The sequence below is a fragment of the Stenotrophomonas sp. YJH_SMC_81 genome (assembly GCF_059370875.1).
In genome coordinates, this window is record NZ_JCAFUB010000001.1 from 706367 (window position 1) to 726552 (window position 20186).

Below are 20186 nucleotides of genomic sequence, written 5' to 3' on the forward strand. Positions count from 1 at the left end.
CCGACGTTCCTCTCTCCCACGTCCTCGCCGCGCGCTTCCCGGGTCTCCTCCCCGCCGATGCCTGTCCGGGCTAAATGGTTGCTACTGCAACGTTTTTTCCGATGACCGGCATTTGACAGGCACTGAATATCCCGTTAATTGCTGTATTGCGCACCGCAACAACCGCCGTCCGCCTCACCCCCGTGATGTCGATTCCGGTGCCGCCCCCGCCAACCGGAGCCCATCCCGATGACCCGCAAGACCAGCCTGATCGCCGCCGCCGTCGCTGTCGCACTCGGTGGCTCTCCGTTCGTCGCCGCCGCCCAGCAGGCCGGCACCGCCGCCAACACCCTGGACACCGTGATCGTCACCGGCACCCGCGTGGCCGACCGCACCGTCGCCGAATCGCAGTCGCCGATCGACATCATCACCCCTGAAGTGCTGCAGTCCACCGGCACCAGTGAACTGGCCACCGCCCTGTCACGCGCCCTGCCCTCACTGAACTTCCCGCGCCCTGCCCTGACCGACGGCACCAGCGGCGTGCGCCCGGCGCAACTGCGCGGCCTGTCGCCGGACCAGGTGCTGGTGCTGGTCAACGGCAAGCGCCGCCACACCTCGGCGATGATCAACGTCAACGGCAGCATCGGCCGTGGCTCGTCGGCGGTGGACATCAACGCGATCCCGATCGCCGCGATCGAGCGCGTGGAAGTGTTGCGCGACGGCGCGTCGGCGCAGTACGGCTCGGACGCCATCGCCGGCGTCATCAACATCGTGCTCAAGGGCAGCGGCCGTGGCGGCAGCCTGGCCGTGGACTACGGCCAGTACTCCGCCGGCGACGGCAACAAGTACCAGCTTTCCGGCGATACCGGCGTCGAGTTCGGCAACGGCCGTGGCCGCGTGCACGTGGCCGGCCAGATCAGCCAGCAGGACGAGAGCAACCGCGCCGGCCCGTACCGCGGCACCACGCCGAATACCGGCAACTTCCCGAGCATCGGCCAGAAGACCTTCATCGTCGGCGACCCGCGCGTGGACGCCACTGCCGCCTCGGCCAACGCCAGCTTCGATTTCAGCGACCACGTGACCGGCTACGCCAGCGCGCTGCTCAGCAACCGCGACATCACCTCGTTCGCGTTCTACCGTTCGCGCAACCATAGCGGGCAGAGCGCGCTGCTGGCGCAGACCTATCCGGACGGCTACGTGCCGGAGATCAACCAGTATTCCAAGGACCGCTCGCTGGTGGCCGGGGTCAAGGGCAACACCGACAGCGGCTGGACCTGGGACCTGAGCCTGAACCACGGCGAGAACACCCTCGATTTCCACACCCGCAACAGCATCAACTACAGCCTCGGTGCGACCAGCCCGCGCTCGTTCTACGACGGCACGCTGAAGTACCAGCAGGACATCTTCAACGCCGACCTGACCAAGTCGCTGGACTGGGGCCTGGCCTACCCGGTCACGCTGTCCTTCGGCGGTGAGTACCGCAAGGAGAAGTGGGACCAGAATCCGGGCGAACTGAACTCGTACACCGGCAGCGGCGCGCAGGGCTTCGCCGGCTTCACCCCGACCAATGAAGTGCATGCCGACCGCCACAACTACGCGGTCTATGCCGGCCTGGAAGCGGACCTGACCGAGAAGTTCTCGGCCGGCATCACCGGCCGCTACGAGGACTACTCGGACTTCGGCGACCGCTTCTCCGGCAAGCTGTCGGCGCGCTATGCGTTCACCGACAAGGTCGCGCTGCGTGCCACCGCCTCCAGCGGCTTCCGTGCACCGTCGCTGGCGCAGCAGGGCTACCAGGCGGTCACCAGCCAGTTCCTCAATGGCGTGTTCGTTGAACGCGGCACCTTCCCGACCACCAGCCCGGCCGCGCAGGCGCTGGGCGCCTCGCCGTTGAAGGCCGAAACCTCCACCTCCTACAGCCTGGGCCTGGTGCTGCAGCCGGTCGACCGCCTGTACATCACCGTCGATGCGTACCAGATCGACATTGATGACCGCATCGCGCTGTCGTCCAGCATCACCACCAACGCCGCCACCAGCGCGCTGCTGGGCACCCTCGGCCTGCCGCAGGTGACCGCGTTCTCGTACTTCACCAACGGCCTGGATACGCGCACCCGCGGCGTCGACTTCGTGTCCAGCTATACGGTGCCGTTCAACGCCAGCAGCCTGGAGCTGACCGCTGCGTACAGCTACAACGACACCGAAGTGCGCCGTGTCGGCGGCACCCCAGCGGTGTTCGGCACGCTGGGCCTGACCCAGTCGCTGATCGGCCGTGATGAGATCGGCCGCATCGAGGACAGCTACCCGCGCGACAAGGCGATCCTGAGTGGCACCTGGCGTTCGGATCACTGGGAACTGGGCCTGGCCGCCACCCGCTACGGCAAGTTCACCGTGCGCAACTCGGCCACCGCGCTGCGCGACCAGACCTACGGCGATGCCTGGGTGGTGGATGCCTCGGCCAGCTACAAGCCGAGCAGCAACTGGACTCTGACCGTGGGCGCCGACAACCTGCTGGACAAGTACCCGGACCGCACCGAAGACCTGCAGAACTCCACCTTCGGCATGCTGCCGTACAGCAACTACTCGCCGTTCGGCTTCAACGGCGCGTATGTGTACGGGCGGATCAAGTACACCTGGTAAGCGGTAGTGCCGGCCGCTGGCCGGCAACCCCGGGCCGCATCTGGAGGAGAGCCCCTTCTTGTTGAAGGGGCGCGCCGAAGGCGGGGGTAGAGGAGAAATGCGTGGCAAACCCGCCGGCCACGGCACGTGGACGGCAGGTTTGCCGTATCTGGCTTCATCGGTGAAAATCGGGGCACCCCCGATTTCCTGCGAGTGCCGATGCACCATGACACCGACCTGATCAACATCGTTGCCGTTGGCCTGGGGCTCGCCTTCATCTTCGGCGCGCTGGCCAACAAGCTCCGCTTGTCTCCCCTGGTCGGTTACCTGGTTGCTGGCATCTGCGTAGGCCCGTTCACCCCCGGCTTCGTCGCCGACCAGGCGCTGGCCAACCAGCTGGCCGAACTGGGCGTGATGCTGCTGATGTTTGGCGTCGGCCTGCACTTCTCGCTGAAGGACCTGATGGCGGTCAAGGCCATCGCCATCCCCGGCGCCATCGGCCAGATCGCGGTGGCCACCCTGCTCGGCTGGGGCGTGGCCTCGCTGATGGGCTGGCCGGCCATTCATGGCGTCATCTTCGGTTTCTCGCTGGCCACGGCCAGTACCGTGGTGCTGCTGCGGGCAATGGAGGAACGGCGCCTGCTGGAGACGATGCGCGGCAAGATCGCGGTCGGCTGGCTGATCGTCGAAGACCTGGCCTGTGTGCTGGCGCTGGTGATGATGCCGGTGATGGCCGGCGTGTTCGGTCCCGACGCGGCCAAGGAGTCGCACTCGCTGGGCAGCGTGCTGGCCGACATCGGCTGGACCTTCGTGCAGCTGGGCCTGTTCGTGGCGGTGATGCTGGTGGTCGGGCGCCGGGTCATCCCGTGGATCCTCGAACGTATCGCCGGTACCGGCTCGCGCGAACTGTTCACCCTGTCGGTGCTGGCAATTGCGCTGGGCGTGGCGTTCGGCTCTGCGATGCTGTTCGGTGTCTCGTTCGCGCTGGGCGCGTTCTTCGCCGGCATGCTGCTCAACGAATCGGAACTGAGCCACAAGGCCGCGCATGATTCGCTGCCGCTGCGCGATGCGTTCGCGGTGTTGTTCTTCGTCTCGGTCGGCATGCTGTTCGACCCCAACATCCTCGTCCAGCATCCGTGGCAGGTGCTGGCCACGGTGCTGATCATCATGTTCGGCAAGTCGGCAGCCGCGTTCTTCATCGTGCGCGCGTTCGGCTACCCGACCAGCACTGCGCTGACCATCTCGGCCAGCCTCGCCCAGATCGGCGAGTTCGCCTTCATCATCGCCGGCCTCGGCGTGGCGCTGCAGATCCTGCCGAAGGAAGGCCAGTCGCTGGTGCTGGCCGGCGCGCTGGTGTCGATCATGCTCAACCCGCTGGTGTTCGGCCTGCTCGACCGATGGCAGGCCAAGCAGGAAACACAGCCGCAAACGCCAGAGCCGGAAGAGGCGACCGGCCCGTCGCGCGACCTGCATGACCACGCCATCGTGATCGGCTATGGCCGGGTCGGCAGCGAGCTGGCACAGGTGCTGCGCGATCGCGGCGTGCCGGTGCTGGTGATCGATGACAACAAGGAGCACGTCGAGCAGGCGCACGCCAGGGGCCTGGCAGCGATCCGCGGCAGCGCCGCCGCCGACCGGGTGCTGGCCGAGGCCCATCCAGAGCGGGCCAAGATCGCAGTGCTGGCGATTCCGCAGCCGCTGGAAGCCGGTGAGGCGCTGGCCAAGCTGCGTGCGATCAACCCGGACCTGACCCTGCTGGCACGTGCGCACAGCGATGCCGAAGTGAAGCATCTGCTGGAGCATGGTGCCGATGGCACGGTGATGGCCGAGCGCGAGCTGGCCTATTCGCTGGCGGAGATGGTCATGTCCACGCCGCCATATCGGAATCTGGGGCAGCACAGCATTCCGGTGGTGTGAGGGGTGTGCTTGCGGCAGGGCTTGCAGCCCTGCACCTGCCAAGGCAACGGCAAAGGCAAAGGCAAAAGCTGACTATCCGTGGGATGGCGGGGTGGGTCCGCTTGCAGGGGCTGCTGCAAGTACGCCCATGTAAGCTCGGTCGCCGCTTGCTCGTGTGCGCAATCCTGCGCACACGGCAAGACCGGGGTTGGGCGTCCTGCCCAACCCGCCCGAGGCATGCCTCGGGCCCATGCGGCTCACGCCCCCGCAAGCGGACCCACCCCGCCTTCGACAATTTCCCACGATCTGCAGTAGATCCACGCCATGCGTGGATGCTGTTTGATGAACTGTCGGAATGTTCGATTCCGATGGTGATCCATCCACGCATGGCGTGGATCTACCAGGATTGATGCCGACCGTCGGCACATGGGGTCAGATCTGTTTTCCACAGGAAAACGGATCTGACCCCGGAAACAAAAAAATCCCCGGTCGACCCGCATCGACCGGGGATCTGGATCGCCACGTTGCCACGCCTTGGAGAGGCAGTTCCACCCTAGCGCATCGCGCCGCCGGTGGTGATCGCCTGTGGCGATATGCACCAAGCGCGCGGCTATCAGGCGACGGCCAGGGCCTGCTCCAGGTCGGCGCGGAGGTCACCGATGTGCTCGATGCCGATCGACAGCCGCACGGTATCTTCGCTGACCCCGGCCTTGGCCAGCTCTGCCGCATCCAGCTGGCGATGGGTGGTCGAGGCCGGATGGGTGGCCAGCGACTTCGCGTCGCCCAGGTTGACCAGGCGGGTGAACAGCTTCAGCGCATCGAGGAAGCGCGCGCCAGCCTCGCGCCCGCCCGGCAGGCCGAAGGTCAGTACGCCCGAGCCATGCCCGCCCAGGTAGCGCTGCGCGGCGGCATGCTCGGGGTCGTCTGCCAGTCCCGCGTAACGCACCCAGGCGACCTTGTCGTGCGCCTTCAGGAACTGCGCGACGGCCAGTGCATTGGCGTTGATGCGCTCCATGCGCAGGGCCAGGGTCTCGATGCCCTGCAGGATCAGGAACGCATTGAACGGCGACAACGCGGCACCGGTATTGCGCAGCGGGACCACCCGCGCGCGGCCGATGTAGGCCGCCGGCCCCAGTGCTTCGGTATAGACCACGCCGTGGTAACTGGGGTCGGGTTGGTTGAGGCGGGCGAAACGCTTCGGCTGCGCCGCCCAGTCGAAGCGGCCGGAGTCGATGATGGCACCGCCGAGGCTGTTGCCGTGGCCGCCCAGGTACTTGGTCAGCGAGTGCACGACGATGTCGGCACCGTGCTCGAACGGGCGCAGCAGGAACGGGGTGGCCACGGTGTTGTCGACGATCAGCGGCACACCCGCCGCATGCGCCACCTCGGCAATGGCGGCGATGTCGGTGACGTTGCCGCGCGGGTTGCCGATCGATTCGACGAACACCGCCTTGGTGCGCTCGTCGATCAGCGCGGCGAACGCAGAACGATCGGCCGGGTCGGCGAAGCGCGCCTGGATGCCGTACTGCGGCAGCGTGTGGGCCAGCAGGTTGAGGCTGCCGCCATACAGCGCGCTGGAGGCGACGATGTTGTCACCGGCCTCGGCGATGGTCTGGAGGGCATAGGTGATCGCGGCCTGCCCCGAGGCCAGCGCCAGCGCACCGATGCCACCTTCCAGTGCAGCCAGGCGCTGCTCCAGCACGTCGGTGGTGGGGTTCATGATGCGCGTGTAGATGTTGCCGGGCACCTTCAGGTCGAACAGGTCGGCACCGTGCTGGGTGTCATCGAAGGCATACGCCACGGTCTGGTAGATCGGCACCGCCACCGCGCGGGTGGTCGGGTCGGGACGGTAGCCACCGTGCACGGCCAGGGTTTCCAGTTGCCACTGCGGTTCGCTCATTGCACCAGGCTCCATCCGGGGAAACTGCCACCATAGGCCAGCTGGCACCCGCCGCTGAAAGCCACTGGCGATGACGCCCGTACCGGCGGTTATAAGGTTGGCCGCGATTCAGGCAGCCGTCATGGGGCGTTGCTAGGCTGCGCCGCCGGGCGCTCCTGCCCGGGCACGGAGGCCCCACCCATGCAGCCATCGCCCTGGCATCCCACCACCAGCAGTTCGCCTACGTCGGTCATGCTGGTAGAGGACGACCGTCGCCTGGCCGAACTGGTGAGCGACTACCTTCACCAGCATGGCTTCGCCGTGCAGCACATCGCACGCGGCGACCTCGCCGGCGCCGCCTGCCGCCAGCACGCGCCGGAGCTGGTGGTGCTGGACCTGATGCTGCCTGGCCTGGGCGGCATCGACGTGTGCCGGCAGATCCGCAGCTTCTCCGATGTGCCGATCCTGATGCTGACCGCCTGCGAGGACGACATCGAACAGGTGCTGGGCCTGGAATCGGGCGCCGACGACTATGTGCACAAGCCCATCGAACCACGCCTGCTTCTGGCCCGGCTGCGCGCCCTGCTGCGCCGCCGCCACGGCAGCAGCAACACCGGCACGCCCAGCCGGCTGATGCACGGTGAACTGCTGATCGACCGCATGCAGCGTGAGGTACACCTGCACGGCGCCACGGTGGACGTGGGCACCACCGAATTCGAAATCCTGTGGCTGCTGGCCAGCCAGCCCGGGCAGATCCTGTCCCGTGACCAGATCCTGCAGGCGGTGCGCGGTATCGGCTTCGACGGCCTGGACCGCAGCGTTGACGTCTGCATCGGCAAGCTGCGTCGCAAGCTCGGCGACGATGCGCGCGAGCCGCGGCGGATCAAGACCGTGTGGGGCCGCGGCTACCAGTTCAATCCGTCGGCCTGGACGGCATGAAGCGGCTGTTCCTGTGGCTGTGGTTCATCACCGGCGCCTGTTTCCTGGCCTCGGTATTCTTCCTCAACCGGGTGCTCGACAGCATCTATACCCCCGTGCAGGATCGCGTTTTCGTCCAGCAGGTGCGCGGGCAGGTGTACGCCCTGCGCAGCGGCCTGGCCGGCCTGGACGGTAGCCAGCAGCGTAAGCGCCTGCAGCAGTGGCAACCGCACTATGGCATCGCATTGACCCTGCTCGACACGCCTCCCGCGCTGGCCCCGCAGGAACAGGCAGCCGTGCAGGCCGATGGCTTCATCGTGCGCGATCAGTACCAGCAGGTCCTGCTGCCGATCGAAGGCATCGATGGTCGCTGGTTGCACCTGCGCCTGCCTGGCGCGGTGCAGATGACCACGTACATGACCATCGCGGCCTACCTCAGCATCCTGCTGCTGGTCGGCGCCAGCCTGTACGCCTGGGTTCGCCTGCTCTGGCGCGATCTGGAGGCCCTGCGCGTGCATGCCGACCGCATCGGCGCCGGCGATCTGCAGGCACGCGCGCAGGTTTCGCCACGCTCGCAGATCCGGGTCATCGTCGATCACTCCAACCGCATGGCCGCACGCGTGGCCGAACTGGTGCAGCGCCAGCGCGACCTGACCCATGCGATCTCGCACGAACTGCGCACGCCGATCGCGCGCGTGGCCTTTGGCCTGGACCTGATGCAGGACAGCGATGACCGCGAGCGCCGCGAACGACTGGCGCAGGGCCTGCATGGCGACCTGGCCGAGCTCAACCGGCTGGTCAGCGAACTGCTGGCCTACGAACGGCTCGAGCATCCGGGCGAGGGCGAACCGATGCAGCGGATCGAAGCCAACGACTGGCTGCAGGCCTGCCTGGCCGATGCCCGCCGCGATGCCGAACGTGCCGGCCTGGTGCTGCGCGTGCAGCCCAGTGCCCTGCCTCGGCTGGACGCGGAACCGCGCCTGCTGCAGCTGGCGCTGAGCAATCTGGTCGGCAATGCCCTGCGCCACGCGCGCTCGCAGGTGGACGTGTCGCTGGTGAGTGTGGGCGGGCGCGCCTGCCTGCGCGTGGACGACGACGGCCCCGGCATCGCCGAGGCTGACCGCGAAAAGGTGGTCCGCCCGTTCACCCGCCTGGATGACAGCCGCAGCCGCGACACCGGCGGCTTCGGCCTGGGCCTGGCGATCGTCGGCCGCATTGCCGCACGCCACCACGGCGAACTGCGCATCGGTCGCGCCGCCCTCGGCGGCGCACGCCTGGAAATGCACTGGCCGCTGGCTGCCAGCTGAACGCCCACGGGCGCAATTACAGTTGATTACAACTCCCGCACAACTGCGGACGGATCGGTCGCCGGCGTATCGCCACGCTAGCGACCCTGCAGCACTCGCCGGATGCGCGCGCTGCTTTCCTCCCATTGTCGAGAGTTTCCATGTCCCAGCTTCGCCGTTCCCCCGCCCTGCTCCACCTGGCCCTGTTGCCGCTGTTCGCCGCCCCGATCGCCCACGCCAAGGATGACCACTGGACCTTCGAGCTCGCCGCCGGCGGTGGCGTGGCGCCGCGCTACAGCGGCAGCGAGGAGTACCGTGCGACGCCTTCGCTGTCCTTCGATGTCACCTCGCCGGGGGGCTGGTTTCTGGGCACCAGTGGCATCGGCTGGGGCACGACCCTCGGCGAGCACACCCGCGTGCGCGCCTATGTCGGTGCCAGCGGTATCCGCAGGGACAAGGATTCGCTGCTCGGCGGTTCGGACTTCCTGCGCGGCATGGGCGATATCGATACCCGTCCCCTGGTCGGTGTCTCGGCTGGATATACGCTGGGCGAGGCCGTGCTGAGCGGCTCCTGGCAGTTCACCCGCAAGGACGAGGACAAGGCTGAGAATGGACTGGCTACCCAGCAGATCCACCTGAACCTGAGCATGCCGCTGTTCGACCTGGCCGGTGGCGTGGTCAGCGGCAGCGTCTCCACCGACTACGGCAACCGTGGCTACATGCAGACCTGGTACGGCGTCAGTCCGGAACAGGCCGCGCGCACCGGCTTTGCCGAGCACAAACCGAAGGCGGGCCTGGTCAGCGCCGGTGTCGGCCTGAAGTGGAGCCACCGCGTGGGCCGTAATGGCAACTGGTACATCTCGGCCGAAGGCACGCGCCTGCTCGGCGATGCCGCCGACAGCCCGATCGTGCAGAAGGCCAACCAGTTCGGCGTGATGAGCGGCTATACGCACCGCTTCTGATGCATGAAGGGCGCCGCGGGGCGCCCTCTTTCGCTGCGATCAGTGGCAGGCTTGTGCGGCGCCGCTGCCGCACAAGCCGACCTCGCGCAGCCAGCCGATCCACTGCACGACGTCGTCCTTCTCCGGCTCGGCGCGGAACGACTTCTGCACGGTGTGGAAGCCCTGCCTGCCCTGCATGCCCTTGATCCAGGTGAACTCCGGTTTGCCGGTGCCGGGGTTCAGCGGGCAACTGAGCATCAGCAGCGCGAATGGCCGTCCGCCCTCCTCGCCTTCGTGGATCCAGTGGCTCTGCGCTGCCGGACAGGCCATGCGCCACCCCGCCTCGATGATGCCGAGGAACTCGCGCGGACTCACATGGCCACTGTTCGGCGCATCATTGACAGTGACCATGTCGGTCCAGTCCTGCACGGTCTGGCCCTGCGGCACGTACTCGGTGATGCGGTTGCCTTGTGCGTCGGTGCTCTGGTGGGCCTGCTGGTAACCCTTCATCGGCGGCAGCTGGACCTGTTCGACGGCTGCAGCGTGTCCAGCAACAGCAGCGAGCGCCAGCGCCATGCAGAGCGAAACCCTGCGGGTAACGTCCATGCGGTTCTCCTCGTCCTTGCGAAAGTGAAACGGGATCATTGTGCCTTGCTGAGGCTTTGGTGGCGCGCCAGCCATGGCAGGCGCGCCACCGGTTCAGGCCTTGGCGAAGACCAAGTGCCCACCCTCATTGCCGACTTCGATGGTGTCACCGTTGACGAACGCGCCGGACAGGATCTGCTGCGCCAGCGGATTCTCCAGCTGCGACTGGATCGCGCGCTTCAGCGGCCGCGCGCCATACACCGGATCGAAGCCGACGTTGCCGAGCAGGTCGAACGCCGCATCGGAGACCGCCAGCTTCAGCCCGCGCTCGGCCAGGCGCTTCTCCAGCCCGCGCATCTGGATGCGTGCGATCTGCTTGATCTGCTGCTTGTCCAGCGGGTGGAACACGACGATGTCGTCCAGGCGGTTGATGAACTCCGGACGGAAGTGCGCCTGCACCACGCCCATCACGGCCGCCTTCATCTGCGTGTAGGCCTCCGGGCTGTCGTCGGTGCTCATGTCCTGGATCTGATGCGAGCCCAGGTTCGAGGTCATCACGATGACGGTGTTGCGGAAGTCCACCGTGCGGCCCTGGCCGTCGGTCAGGCGGCCATCATCCAGCACCTGCAGCAGGATGTTGAACACATCCGGATGCGCCTTCTCCACCTCATCGAGCAGGATCAGCGAATACGGGCGACGACGCACGGCCTCGGTCAGGTAACCGCCTTCCTCGTAGCCGACGTAGCCCGGGGGCGCACCGATCAGGCGGGCGACGCTGTGCTTCTCCATGAACTCGCTCATGTCGATGCGGATCATCGCGTCGGCACTGTCGAACAGGAACTCGGCCAGCGACTTGCACAGCTCGGTCTTGCCGACGCCGGTCGGGCCGAGGAACAGGAACGAGCCGGCCGGACGATTCGGATCGGACAGGCCGGCACGCGAGCGGCGTACCGCATCGGAGACGACCTTGATCGCCTCTTCCTGGCCGACCACACGGTTGTGCAGCACTTCTTCCATGCGCAGCAGCTTGTCGCGCTCGCCTTCGAGCATCTTGTTGACCGGGATGCCGGTCCAGCGCGAAACGACCTCGGCGATCGCCTCATCGGTCACGCGGTCCTGTACCAGCTTGAAGTCCTTGTGCTCGGCTTCCTGCGCGGCGGCCAGCTGCTTTTCCAGTTGCGGCAACAGGCCGTACTGGATTTCGCTCATCTTGGCGAAATCCTGGCGGCGCTGCGCAGCTTCCAGCTCCAGCTTGGCCTGCTCGACCTGTTCCTTGATCTTGGTGGCGCCCTGCAGCGCGGCCTTCTCCGACTTCCAGATTTCATTGAGGTCGGAGAACTCGCGCTCCAGCCCGTCGATATCGGTCTCCAGGTCGGCCAGGCGCTGCCGCGAGGCTTCGTCCTTTTCCTTCTTCAGCATCTCGCGCTGGATCTTCAGCTGGATCACCCGGCGTTCCAGGCGATCCAGCTCCTCCGGCTTGGAGTCGATCTCCATGCGCAGGCGTGAGGCGGCTTCGTCCATCAGGTCGATGGCCTTGTCCGGCAGCTGGCGGTCGGTGATGTAGCGATTGGACAGCGTGGCGGCAGCCACGATGGCCGGGTCGGTGATTTCCACGCCGTGGTGCACGGCGTACTTTTCCTTCAGCCCGCGCAGGATCGCGATGGTGTCCTCCACCGTGGGTTCGCCGACGAACACCTTCTGGAAGCGGCGCTCCAGCGCGGCATCCTTCTCGATGTACTTGCGATATTCGTCCAGCGTGGTCGCACCGATGCAATGCAGCTCGCCACGCGCCAGGGCCGGCTTCAGCATGTTGCCGGCATCCATCGCGCCATCAGCCTTGCCGGCGCCGACCATGGTGTGCAGCTCGTCGATGAACAGGATGATCTGGCCTTCGTTCTTGGCCAGGTCGTTGAGCACGCCCTTCAGGCGCTCCTCGAATTCACCGCGGAACTTGGCGCCGGCGATCAGCGCGCCCATGTCCAGCGACAGCACGCGCTTGCCACGCAGGCCCTCGGGTACTTCGTCATTGATGATGCGCTGGGCGAGCCCTTCCACGATCGCGGTCTTGCCCACGCCGGGTTCGCCGATCAGCACCGGGTTGTTCTTGGTCCGGCGCTGCAGCACCTGGATGGTGCGGCGGATTTCCTCGTCACGGCCAATCACCGGGTCGAGCTTGCCGCTCTCGGCGCGCGCGGTCAGGTCGATGGTGTACTTCTCCAGCGCCTGCCGCTGCTCCTCGGCGTTCTCCGACTGCACGTTCTCGCCGCCGCGCAGCTTGTCGATAGCCGCCTGCAGGCGGGTCTTGTCGGCACCGGCGGCGCGCAGCGCCATGCCCAGCGTGCCGCCGTCTTCCAGCGCCGCGAGCACGAACCACTCGCTGGCAATGAAGGCATCGCCGTGCTGCTGCGCCAGCTTGTCGGTCTGGTTCAGCAGGCGCCCCAGGTCATTGCCCATCGAGACGTTGCCGGCCTGGCCAGACACCTTCGGCAGTGCATCCAGCGCCTCGGTCAGGCGCTCGCGCAGCACCGGCACGTTCACCCCGGCCTGGGCCAGCAGCGGGCGCGTGCTGCCGCCCTGCTGGTCAAGCAGCGCGCTGAACAGGTGAACCGGTTCGATGATGCTGTTGTCGCGGCCCACGGCCAGCGACTGTGCGTCTGCCAGCGCCTGCTGGAAACGCGAGGTGAGCTTGTCCATCCGCATTGCGAATCCTCATCGGTCATCAGGGCCGGCCCGCGCCGGCGATGCTGGGAAGATGCGGCTGCCCCACCCCGTTTCAAGGGTGGCTGCGACTGCACCCCGTAGCGAGTCAGCCTGCGGCCAGCATGCCGGAACGGGTGTGGTCGGCGCGTTGATCCCGATCAGTTCGGCGCAGTGGACCGGTTCAGCGGATGATCGCAGAGCGGAGCGCCCGCAGCTGCTGCTTGACCGCCCGCGCCTGCGTGGCGTCCATGCGCAACAGCGCCTTCTGGCCTATCGAGCGCGACTGCAGGGTGGAATCGACGAAGCGGTAGCGACCGCGCTCATCACGCTGCACCAATGGCGCCTGCACCAGTTCCGGGGTCTCCAGCAGATGGTCGATCACCGCCACCAGACGGTCGTTGAAGTAGCCGTCGGGCCGGCCCAGGTCGACGTAGGCCTGCTGGATCAACGGATAGAAGCGCTTGTAAGCCGTAGCCGCTGCCGCTGGATCCAGCGCAGTAAAGGCCTGCACATAGGGCGCGTAACGCGCCGAGTTGCTTGCCGCGATGCGTTCCCCACCCTCGCCAGGCTCGACCTGCAGGTTGCCCGGCAGCGGCCGTGCGGCCAGCGCCGTCGGCGGCACGCTTGGTTTGTCCAGGTTGTCGACCTGGGTGACCAGGCGCTGGATCAGGTGATCGCGCAGCAGCAGGGTCATCGGGCCCTCGCCCTGGAACAGCTGGCTCAATGCACCCCAGGCAGCCGTATCGCTGTCAGCCAGCTTCGGTAGCGCCGGATCAGCTGCGGCCTCGGTATCCAGCGGATGCTTGATCGTCGGTGGCGCTGGCGCGGGTTCCGCGGCCGCCTGCGGTTGTGGCGGTGCGCTGGTACTGGCGGGGGGCGATTGCACCGGCACCGAGACACCGTCTGCCAGGCTCTTCAGCTGATCGCGGAACAACCAACCGCCCGCGCCACCGATCACCACCACTCCCAACACCCAGGGCCATACCGCCTTTCCACTCTGCATGATGCAGCACCTCGTTTCACACGCATGGAGAAGGTGTGACCCCACCGGTTCCAGCCGGTTCCCCGTCTGTTCCGCTGCCGTTCGGCTTCGGCCCGCGCCAAAGCCGCGCTCACGCCTGCTTTGCATGCCCCGCGCGACGCTGTGGGTCTTTTCATGTGGAGGCACTGCCATGCAGTACGCGCTGTATTACTGGACCGGCATCCAGGGCCGCGGCGAGTTCGTGCGCCTGGCGCTGGAGGATGCCGGCGCCGACTACATCGACATGGCGCGGGTGCACGGCGATGCGGTGATGCAGCCGTTCCTGGAGGGCCACAGCGAAGGCCCGCAGCCCTTCGCGCCGCCGTTCCTGAAGGCCGGTCGCCAGGTCATTGCGCAGGTTGCCGCGATCCTGGACTTCCTCGGCCCGGCGCTGGATCTGGTGCCGCAGGCCGCATCGCGGCGGATGCAGGCGCTGCAACTGCAGTTGACCATCGCTGACCTGGTGGCCGAAGTGCATGACACCCATCATCCGATCGCCGCATCGAAATACTACGAAGCGCAGAAGACCGAGGCCAAGGCACGTGCCGCGTCGCTGCGCAGCGAGCGCCTGCCGAAGTTCCTGGGCTACTTCGAACGGGTGCTGGCCGCCAACGGTGGCCGCCATGCACTGCGCGAGCATTCGTATGTGGACCTGTCGCTGTTCCAGCTGCTGAGTGGGCTGGACTACATGTTCCCGCGTCGCATGCAGGCACTGGCGCCCACACTGCCCCTGCTGCGCGCGCTGCAGGCGCGGGTGGCGAAGCGGCCGAACATCGCCGCCTACCTGGCCTCGGAACGGCGGCTGGCGTTCAACACGAATGGCATCTTCCGCCATTACCCGGAGCTGGACGCCGAGCGGTAGTGCCGGCCGCTGGCCGGCAGAGCGCGCTGTAAGCATTCGCCGCCTGCAACACGCCCCTGTAGAGCCGAGCCATGCTCGGCTCAGAGCAGCCGAGCGCAGGCTCGCCTCTACAAGGCGGCAGAAGCAGAAGGGCCGGCAATGCGCCGGCCCTTGGATACCCATGAGCATGCCGGCCGCCGGCCGGCACTACCGTGGGATCAGCTGTCCCCACCCAGCGGCTTCACCGGCTGCTTCTGCAGCGACAGCAAGCCCAGCAGCACCGCCAGGGCCACGTAGGCGCCGGCAAACTGCACACTGATGATGCGCGCCAATCCTTCCAGCTCCCACGGCAGGTAGATGCCGCCGCGCGGATCCACCGAGTGGATCAGCCCGAACAGGGTCAGTACCGCCGCCACCAGCAGGAAGCCGCAGGCACGGCGCAGGCGGCCATCGACCATCGCCGCCACCGCCGAAATCCACAGCATCGAGGTGATGATGAAGCCATTGCCCAGGGTGAAGATCACCGCCAGCTCCGGCAGGCCGTGGCCGTCGAGCTTGGTCAGCAGCTGGGGCAGCTGATCCGGTGCGATCCAGCCGGGTGCCTTGATCGCCAGCAGGTAGGCCACCGAAGGCAGGAAACCGAACACCATCGCGCCGGTATGGTGGCGCGGCGTGGCCTGGAAGGCCTGGGTGGTGATGTCGATGGCCACGTACACGATGATCGGTGCCAGCACCGCCAGCGGCAGCCACTGCACCAGCCCGGAGATGATGCCGAGCATGCCGCCGATGCCGACGAACAGGCCGGTCAGCAGCGTATAGCCGCTGCGCGCGCCCATGTGCTTGTACGCCGGCTGGCCGATGTACGGCGTGGTCTGCGCGACGCCGCCACAGACGCCTGCCACCAGCGTAGCCACCGCTTCCACCAGCAGGATGTCGCGGGTGCGGTAGTCATCGCCGGCCGCACGCGCGCTTTCAGACACATTGATGCCGCCGACCACCATCAGCAGGCCGAACGGCAGCAGCAGCGGCAGGTAGGTCATCGCAGTGGGCAGGCCGTCGAGGAAGCCCAGCGTCGGCAGCGGCAGCACCACCTGCGGCGGCACCCACTCCGGCACATGGAAGCCCGGCGCACCCAGCCCGGCCAGGCCCAGGCCGTAATACAGCACGGTGCCGAACACGAAGGCCAGCAGCACGCCCGGGCCACGCACCGGCAGCTTCCCCTTGGCGATCAGCACATACAGCAGCAGGCCCAGCGTGGTGAAGCCGACCAGCGGCGAGCGCAGCGTTTCCAGCAGCGGCAGCAGGCCCATCAGCACCAGCGCGATGCCGGCAATGGAACCCAGCAGCGCGGCACGCGGCAGCGCGCGGGTGACTGCTTCACCGAAGAACGACAGCACGAACTTGAGCACGCCCATGATGACCAGCGCCGCCATGCCCAGCTGCCAGGTGGCGATGCCCGCCGCGTGCGGGTTCATGCCCTGCTGCTTGAACGCGATGAAGGCCGGGCCAAGCACCAGCAGGGCCATGCCGATGCTGGTGGGGGCATCCAGGCCGAGCGGCATGGCGGTGACGTCGTCACGGCCGCTGCGCGCGGCCAGCCGGCGTGCCATCAGGGTGTACAGCAGGTTGCCTATCAGCACGCCGAAGGCCGTGCCGGGGAACATGCGGCCGAACACCACGTCGGCGGGGAACTGGAAGATCCCGACCAGGGCCATGGCGATGAAGCCGAGGATGGAGAGGTTGTCGACGACCAGGCCGAAGAAGCCGTTGAAGTCGCCGGCGACGAACCAGCGACGCGGTGCGGCGGAAGCGGGAGCGGACATGGAAGGGGCGGTGGGGGTGGGGAGCGCCGATGGTAGGCCCAGCGGGGCCTGGGCGCCAATTCCGCGGTGGAATGATGGGTTCCAGCCAACGGCGGCGCCCCTCATGGCTGGGCGCGGGTAGAGTCGACTGTTAGTCGACCGGCATTGCCAGTTGGGCCGGTCGGGTAGGCCGCGCAGGGGTCGCCGCAACCGGACCCACCCCGCCATCCCACGGATACCCAGCTGTTGCTGTTGCTGCTGATGTTGCCGGCCAGCGGCCGGCCCTACCTCGGGTGCAGGGCGCAGCCCTGCATCGACCACCTCACTTCTTCAGGAAGTTGTCCACCAGCAGATGCTTCACGTCGTCGAAGCGACCGTTCAACACCGCCTTGGCCGCATACAGCGCCGTGCCGGCGACCTGCTTGGCCTCGATCTGCGGCGGCATCACCAGCTCGGCGCGACTCGTGTGCACGTCCAGCAATGCCGGGCCGCGCTGCGACAGGAAATCCTGCACCGCTTCCTCCAGATCCTCGCTGCGGGTGACCGTGCGGCCATGGAAGCCGATCACTTCGGCCAAGCGGCCGAAGTCCGGGTTCTTCAGGTCGGTGTAGTTGTCCAGAAGACCTTCCACCTTCTGCTCCAGCTCGACGAAGTTCAGCGAACCATTGTTGAACACCACCACCTTGATCGGCAGGTTCTCCTGCGCCGCCGTCAACAGATCACCCAGCAGCATCGCCAGGCCACCATCGCCGGACAGCGAGATCACCTGCCGGCCGGGGAAGGCCTTCTGCAGCCCCAGCGCCTGCGGCATCGCGTTGGCCATCGTGCCGTGCAGCAGGCTGGTCAGCGTGCGGCGGCGACCGTTGACGCGGATATGGCGCAGCACCCACACCATCGGCGAGCCGCCGTCGGCGGTGAACAGTGCATCTTCGGTGGCGTGCTTCGAGAGCAGCGCGGTCAGGTGCTGCGGATGGATCAATTCACCTTCGCCCGGCTCCTCCTCCTGTTCGCGCTTCTTCAGCGCCTTGTCGCGATGCTCGATGCACTCGTCCAGGAAACTGCTGTCCTCGCGCGGCGGCAGCATCGGCAGCAACGCATCCAGCGTCGGTGCGATATCGCCGACCACGCCGAGGTTCACCGGGTGGCGGCGGCCAAGGTGGCTGCCATCGCGGTCGACCTGGATGATGGTGGCCTTGTCCGGGTAGAACTGGCCCCAGGCGAAGTCGGCGCCGAGCAGCAGCAGCGTGTCGCACGCCATCAGCGTGTGGAAGCCGGACTCGATGCCGAAGATGCCTGTCATGCCCATGTTGTACGGGTTGTCCGGCTCGACGAAATCCTTCGCGCGCGAGGTATGCGCGATTGGGGCCTGCAAGCGCCGGGCCAGTTCCAACAGCTGTGCGTGCGCGCCCTGGCAACCGGCACCGGCGTAGATGCCGATGCGCTTGCCCTGCCCCAGCAGCTCGGCGATGCGCTGCAGTTCGGCGTCGGAGGGGCGCAGTACCGGCTGGGTGTAATGCACCGAGAACGGCACATCGTGCTTCACCTCGGCCTGGCTGATATCGGCCGGCAGGATCACCACCGCCACGCCACGGCGGCTGATCGCGGCCTGGCAGGCCAGGGCCACCACGCGTCGCGCCTGCTCCGGGCTGTGCACCTGCTCGCAGAACACCGTGCAGCTGCCATAGACCGACTTGAAATCCACTTCCTGCGGGAATTCCATGCCCAGCTCGCTGGTCACCACCTGGCTGGCGATCAGCACCATCGGCGCACGGTTGCGGTTGCTCTCGAACACGCCATTGATGAAGTGCAGGCCACCGGGACCACAGGAACCCGCGCAGGCGGTCAACTCGCCGCTCACCAGCGAATCGGCGCCAGCAGCGAACGCTGCCACTTCTTCATGGCGCACGTGCACCCAGGCGATCTCGCTGCCATGCATCGCATCGGTCACATGGTTGAGCGTATCGCCCACGATGCCGTAGCAACGGCGGACACCGGCCTGCTGCAGGGCGTCCACCACGATTTCGGCCACGCGCTTGCTCATCGGATACATCCTCGAACGGGGGAACTCCCGAGGCTAGACCCGATGAAGTGATGCCTCCGCAAAAAAAGGGACGGAGGGAACTAACTCGCTTGTGCCGCAAGCGAGTTAATTCCCTCCGTCCCCTTTCTAGTCGTTGACGTTGATCCAGCCCAGCACGTCGCCGTGCTTCGGGCTGCGATAGCGCAGCTTCACCCAGCCGTTCTGTTCATCCAGCAATTCCACCCGATCACCCTGCACCAGGTAACGCTTGGTGCTGGACGCACCAGGCCGGTCGAACAGGAACAGCCGCGCGGATGCCACGGTGGCCTGCTGGCCGCGCAACGGTCCATCCGGCGGTGCGCCCAGGCCATCGGCAATGGCACTTTCCAACACACGGCCGGCGGGATCATAGGTGCGCCAGACCGCCAACGGCCCGTTCTCTTCGCGTTGTTCCCACTGCAGCGCGGCGTTCACCGTATCGCCCAGCATCAGCACGCTCTCGGCGCGGTACAGGTAGAGTGTCGCACCTGCAAAGCGATACTGGTCGGTGTACCACATCGGGCCGCTGCGGCAGCTACTGGTCAGGGTGCGGCTGAGGTGGTCGACCATCAGGCCCATCAGCTCGCCGCAGCTCTCCCTGCCGTGGGTTTCAGCCCGCAGCGCGCGGAACCCGGCACTGGCGGGATCGAACCGGTACACCGCCACCGCTTCGTTGACCATGCCGACCGGGGCACGTGCAACCAGCTCCGGGTAACCATCGAAATCGACATCTTCGAGCGACCAGCGCGAATGGCCGTCGGCATCCGCCGCGCCGGCCAGCGTCTGCCGCTTGCCCGACGGTGACAGCTGCACCACGATGCTGCCGTCCTGCAGGGGATCGGCATGCGCCTGCACATGCGCGGCCACCTGGAAGCGTAGCGTTTCGCCCTCGTCCTCCGCCTGCGCCGTCGGTGCCAGCGCGCCGGCCAACACCAGGCCCAGCAGGCATTCCCTGTAGTTCATCGTTGCTCCCTGCGGCACCGCGGCGGCACCTTCAACTCAGAACGATACCTCGACCGGCTGCCGCGACCACAGCACCGACTGATGCCTGGTCTGCTGCTTCCACGCCAGGCGGATCGCTTCGATATCGGCGCGGCGCTGCGGGGTGTCCTCATGCAGCACCACCAGCACCTTGGTGCGCAGGCGGTTGGGCGCGGTATCGCCGCGGAACAGCCACTGGCCATAGGCATCGAACACGGTCAGGCCATCGGGGAAGCGCGGGGTCACTTCCTTGTCCAGGAAGGTGCGCCACTGCGCCTCGCTGATGGTGTCGGCCTGCGGACGGTTGCCGGCGCCCTGCTCCTCGCCCACGCCGAAATACAGCTCGCTGCGCACCCAGCCGTGCGCGGAAGACGGGCGCGCGGCGTCGCCCTTCAGTTCGGCGGTAGTGGCCGTGGCATAGGCGCTGGGCGCCTGCGATGAGAGGCTGGCGCAGCCGCTGGTGGCCAACAGCACGGCGAAGACGAGGCCAAGGTGTTTCATCGGTACAGCTCCGGGGAAGGGGGACAAGGCGAGCCGGCAGCGTACCGCGCCACCGGCCCGGCGTGCTGATGCCAACCGGGCATCAGCTCATGCCGGACCGGCAGGGGCTTGCATCCGCACCGGTCATCACGCGAAGATAATATATCGCTTCATCCGGATGGATGTAAGTGAAACCATCTCC

Annotated in this window: 14 protein-coding genes; 6 read left to right on the forward strand and 8 right to left on the reverse strand. The window is 67.0% G+C overall.

Translation table 11 applies throughout. The annotated features are described in order from the left end of the window. Nucleotides 1-228 precede the first annotated feature (228 nt). Together AC5P8U_RS03230 and ybaL are read left to right on the forward strand one after the other, a co-directional pair. Nucleotides 229-2616 (forward strand): TonB-dependent receptor plug domain-containing protein, encoded by a 2388-nt coding sequence (locus AC5P8U_RS03230; protein ID WP_111007691.1) that lies wholly within the window; start codon nt 229-231, stop codon nt 2614-2616. A 198-nt stretch (nt 2617-2814) separates the two neighbouring features. Further along, nucleotides 2815-4512 carry a YbaL family putative K(+) efflux transporter gene (gene ybaL / locus AC5P8U_RS03235; protein ID WP_495213877.1) on the forward strand — a complete coding sequence of 566 codons (1698 nt, stop codon included), beginning with the start codon at nt 2815-2817 and terminating at the stop codon, nt 4510-4512. Between the two features lie 592 nt (nt 4513-5104). Here the strand turns inward: ybaL and AC5P8U_RS03240 are convergent. Next, on the reverse strand, nt 5105-6391 hold the full coding sequence (locus tag AC5P8U_RS03240) for an O-acetylhomoserine aminocarboxypropyltransferase/cysteine synthase family protein (RefSeq protein ID WP_353080213.1): 1287 nt from the start codon (nt 6389-6391) through the stop codon (nt 5105-5107). Nucleotides 6392-6571: 180 nt separating this feature from the next. On the opposite strand from AC5P8U_RS03240, the gene AC5P8U_RS03245 reads away from it, so the two are divergent. From AC5P8U_RS03245 to AC5P8U_RS03255, 3 genes are all read left to right on the forward strand, one after another. After that, nucleotides 6572-7309 (forward strand): winged helix-turn-helix domain-containing protein, encoded by a 738-nt coding sequence (locus AC5P8U_RS03245; RefSeq protein ID WP_005418539.1) that lies wholly within the window; start codon nt 6572-6574, stop codon nt 7307-7309. Further along, entirely contained in the window at nt 7306-8595 is a 1290-nt protein-coding gene (locus AC5P8U_RS03250) for an ATP-binding protein (protein ID WP_072167661.1), read from the forward strand. The genes AC5P8U_RS03245 and AC5P8U_RS03250 overlap by 4 nt, the downstream gene beginning before the upstream one ends. A 140-nt stretch (nt 8596-8735) precedes the next feature. Beyond that, nucleotides 8736-9536, forward strand: coding sequence for a MipA/OmpV family protein (locus AC5P8U_RS03255; protein ID WP_069139331.1), 801 nt, complete (start codon nt 8736-8738; stop codon nt 9534-9536). 39 nt (nt 9537-9575) lie between these two features. Here the strand turns inward: AC5P8U_RS03255 and AC5P8U_RS03260 are convergent, their stop codons facing one another. The 3 genes from AC5P8U_RS03260 to AC5P8U_RS03270 all read right to left on the reverse strand — a co-directional run bounded on the left by AC5P8U_RS03260 (nt 9576) and on the right by AC5P8U_RS03270 (nt 13803). Then, nucleotides 9576-10121: a hypothetical protein gene (locus AC5P8U_RS03260; protein WP_423172995.1), complete on the reverse strand. Its 546-nt coding sequence runs from the start codon at nt 10119-10121 to the stop codon at nt 9576-9578. Between the two features lie 93 nt (nt 10122-10214). Further along, nucleotides 10215-12800, reverse strand: coding sequence for an ATP-dependent chaperone ClpB (gene clpB, locus AC5P8U_RS03265; RefSeq protein WP_494525134.1), 2586 nt, complete (start codon nt 12798-12800; stop codon nt 10215-10217). 181 nt (nt 12801-12981) lie between these two features. Further along, entirely contained in the window at nt 12982-13803 is an 822-nt protein-coding gene (locus AC5P8U_RS03270) for a DUF3014 domain-containing protein (RefSeq protein WP_088497236.1), read from the reverse strand. A gap of 169 nt (nt 13804-13972) precedes the next feature. Here AC5P8U_RS03270 and AC5P8U_RS03275 point away from each other — a divergent pair, with 169 nt between their 5' ends. Further along, nucleotides 13973-14683 carry a glutathione S-transferase gene (locus tag AC5P8U_RS03275; RefSeq protein ID WP_072167656.1) on the forward strand — a complete coding sequence of 237 codons (711 nt, stop codon included), beginning with the start codon at nt 13973-13975 and terminating at the stop codon, nt 14681-14683. Between the two features lie 197 nt (nt 14684-14880). Here AC5P8U_RS03275 and AC5P8U_RS03280 read toward each other — a convergent pair whose 3' ends face one another. From AC5P8U_RS03280 to AC5P8U_RS03295, 4 genes are all read right to left on the reverse strand, one after another. After that, nucleotides 14881-16485 carry a SulP family inorganic anion transporter gene (locus AC5P8U_RS03280; protein WP_072167655.1) on the reverse strand — a complete coding sequence of 535 codons (1605 nt, stop codon included), beginning with the start codon at nt 16483-16485 and terminating at the stop codon, nt 14881-14883. 301 nt (nt 16486-16786) lie between these two features. Then, on the reverse strand, nt 16787-18505 hold the full coding sequence (locus AC5P8U_RS03285) for a thiamine pyrophosphate-dependent enzyme (RefSeq protein WP_495213882.1): 1719 nt from the start codon (nt 18503-18505) through the stop codon (nt 16787-16789). A 126-nt stretch (nt 18506-18631) separates the two neighbouring features. Then, nucleotides 18632-19486 carry an XAC2610-related protein gene (locus tag AC5P8U_RS03290; RefSeq protein WP_445391254.1) on the reverse strand — a complete coding sequence of 285 codons (855 nt, stop codon included), beginning with the start codon at nt 19484-19486 and terminating at the stop codon, nt 18632-18634. Between the two features lie 36 nt (nt 19487-19522). Beyond that, entirely contained in the window at nt 19523-20005 is a 483-nt protein-coding gene (locus AC5P8U_RS03295) for a DUF3574 domain-containing protein (protein ID WP_111007652.1), read from the reverse strand. Between the last annotated feature and the right edge of the window lie 181 nt (nt 20006-20186).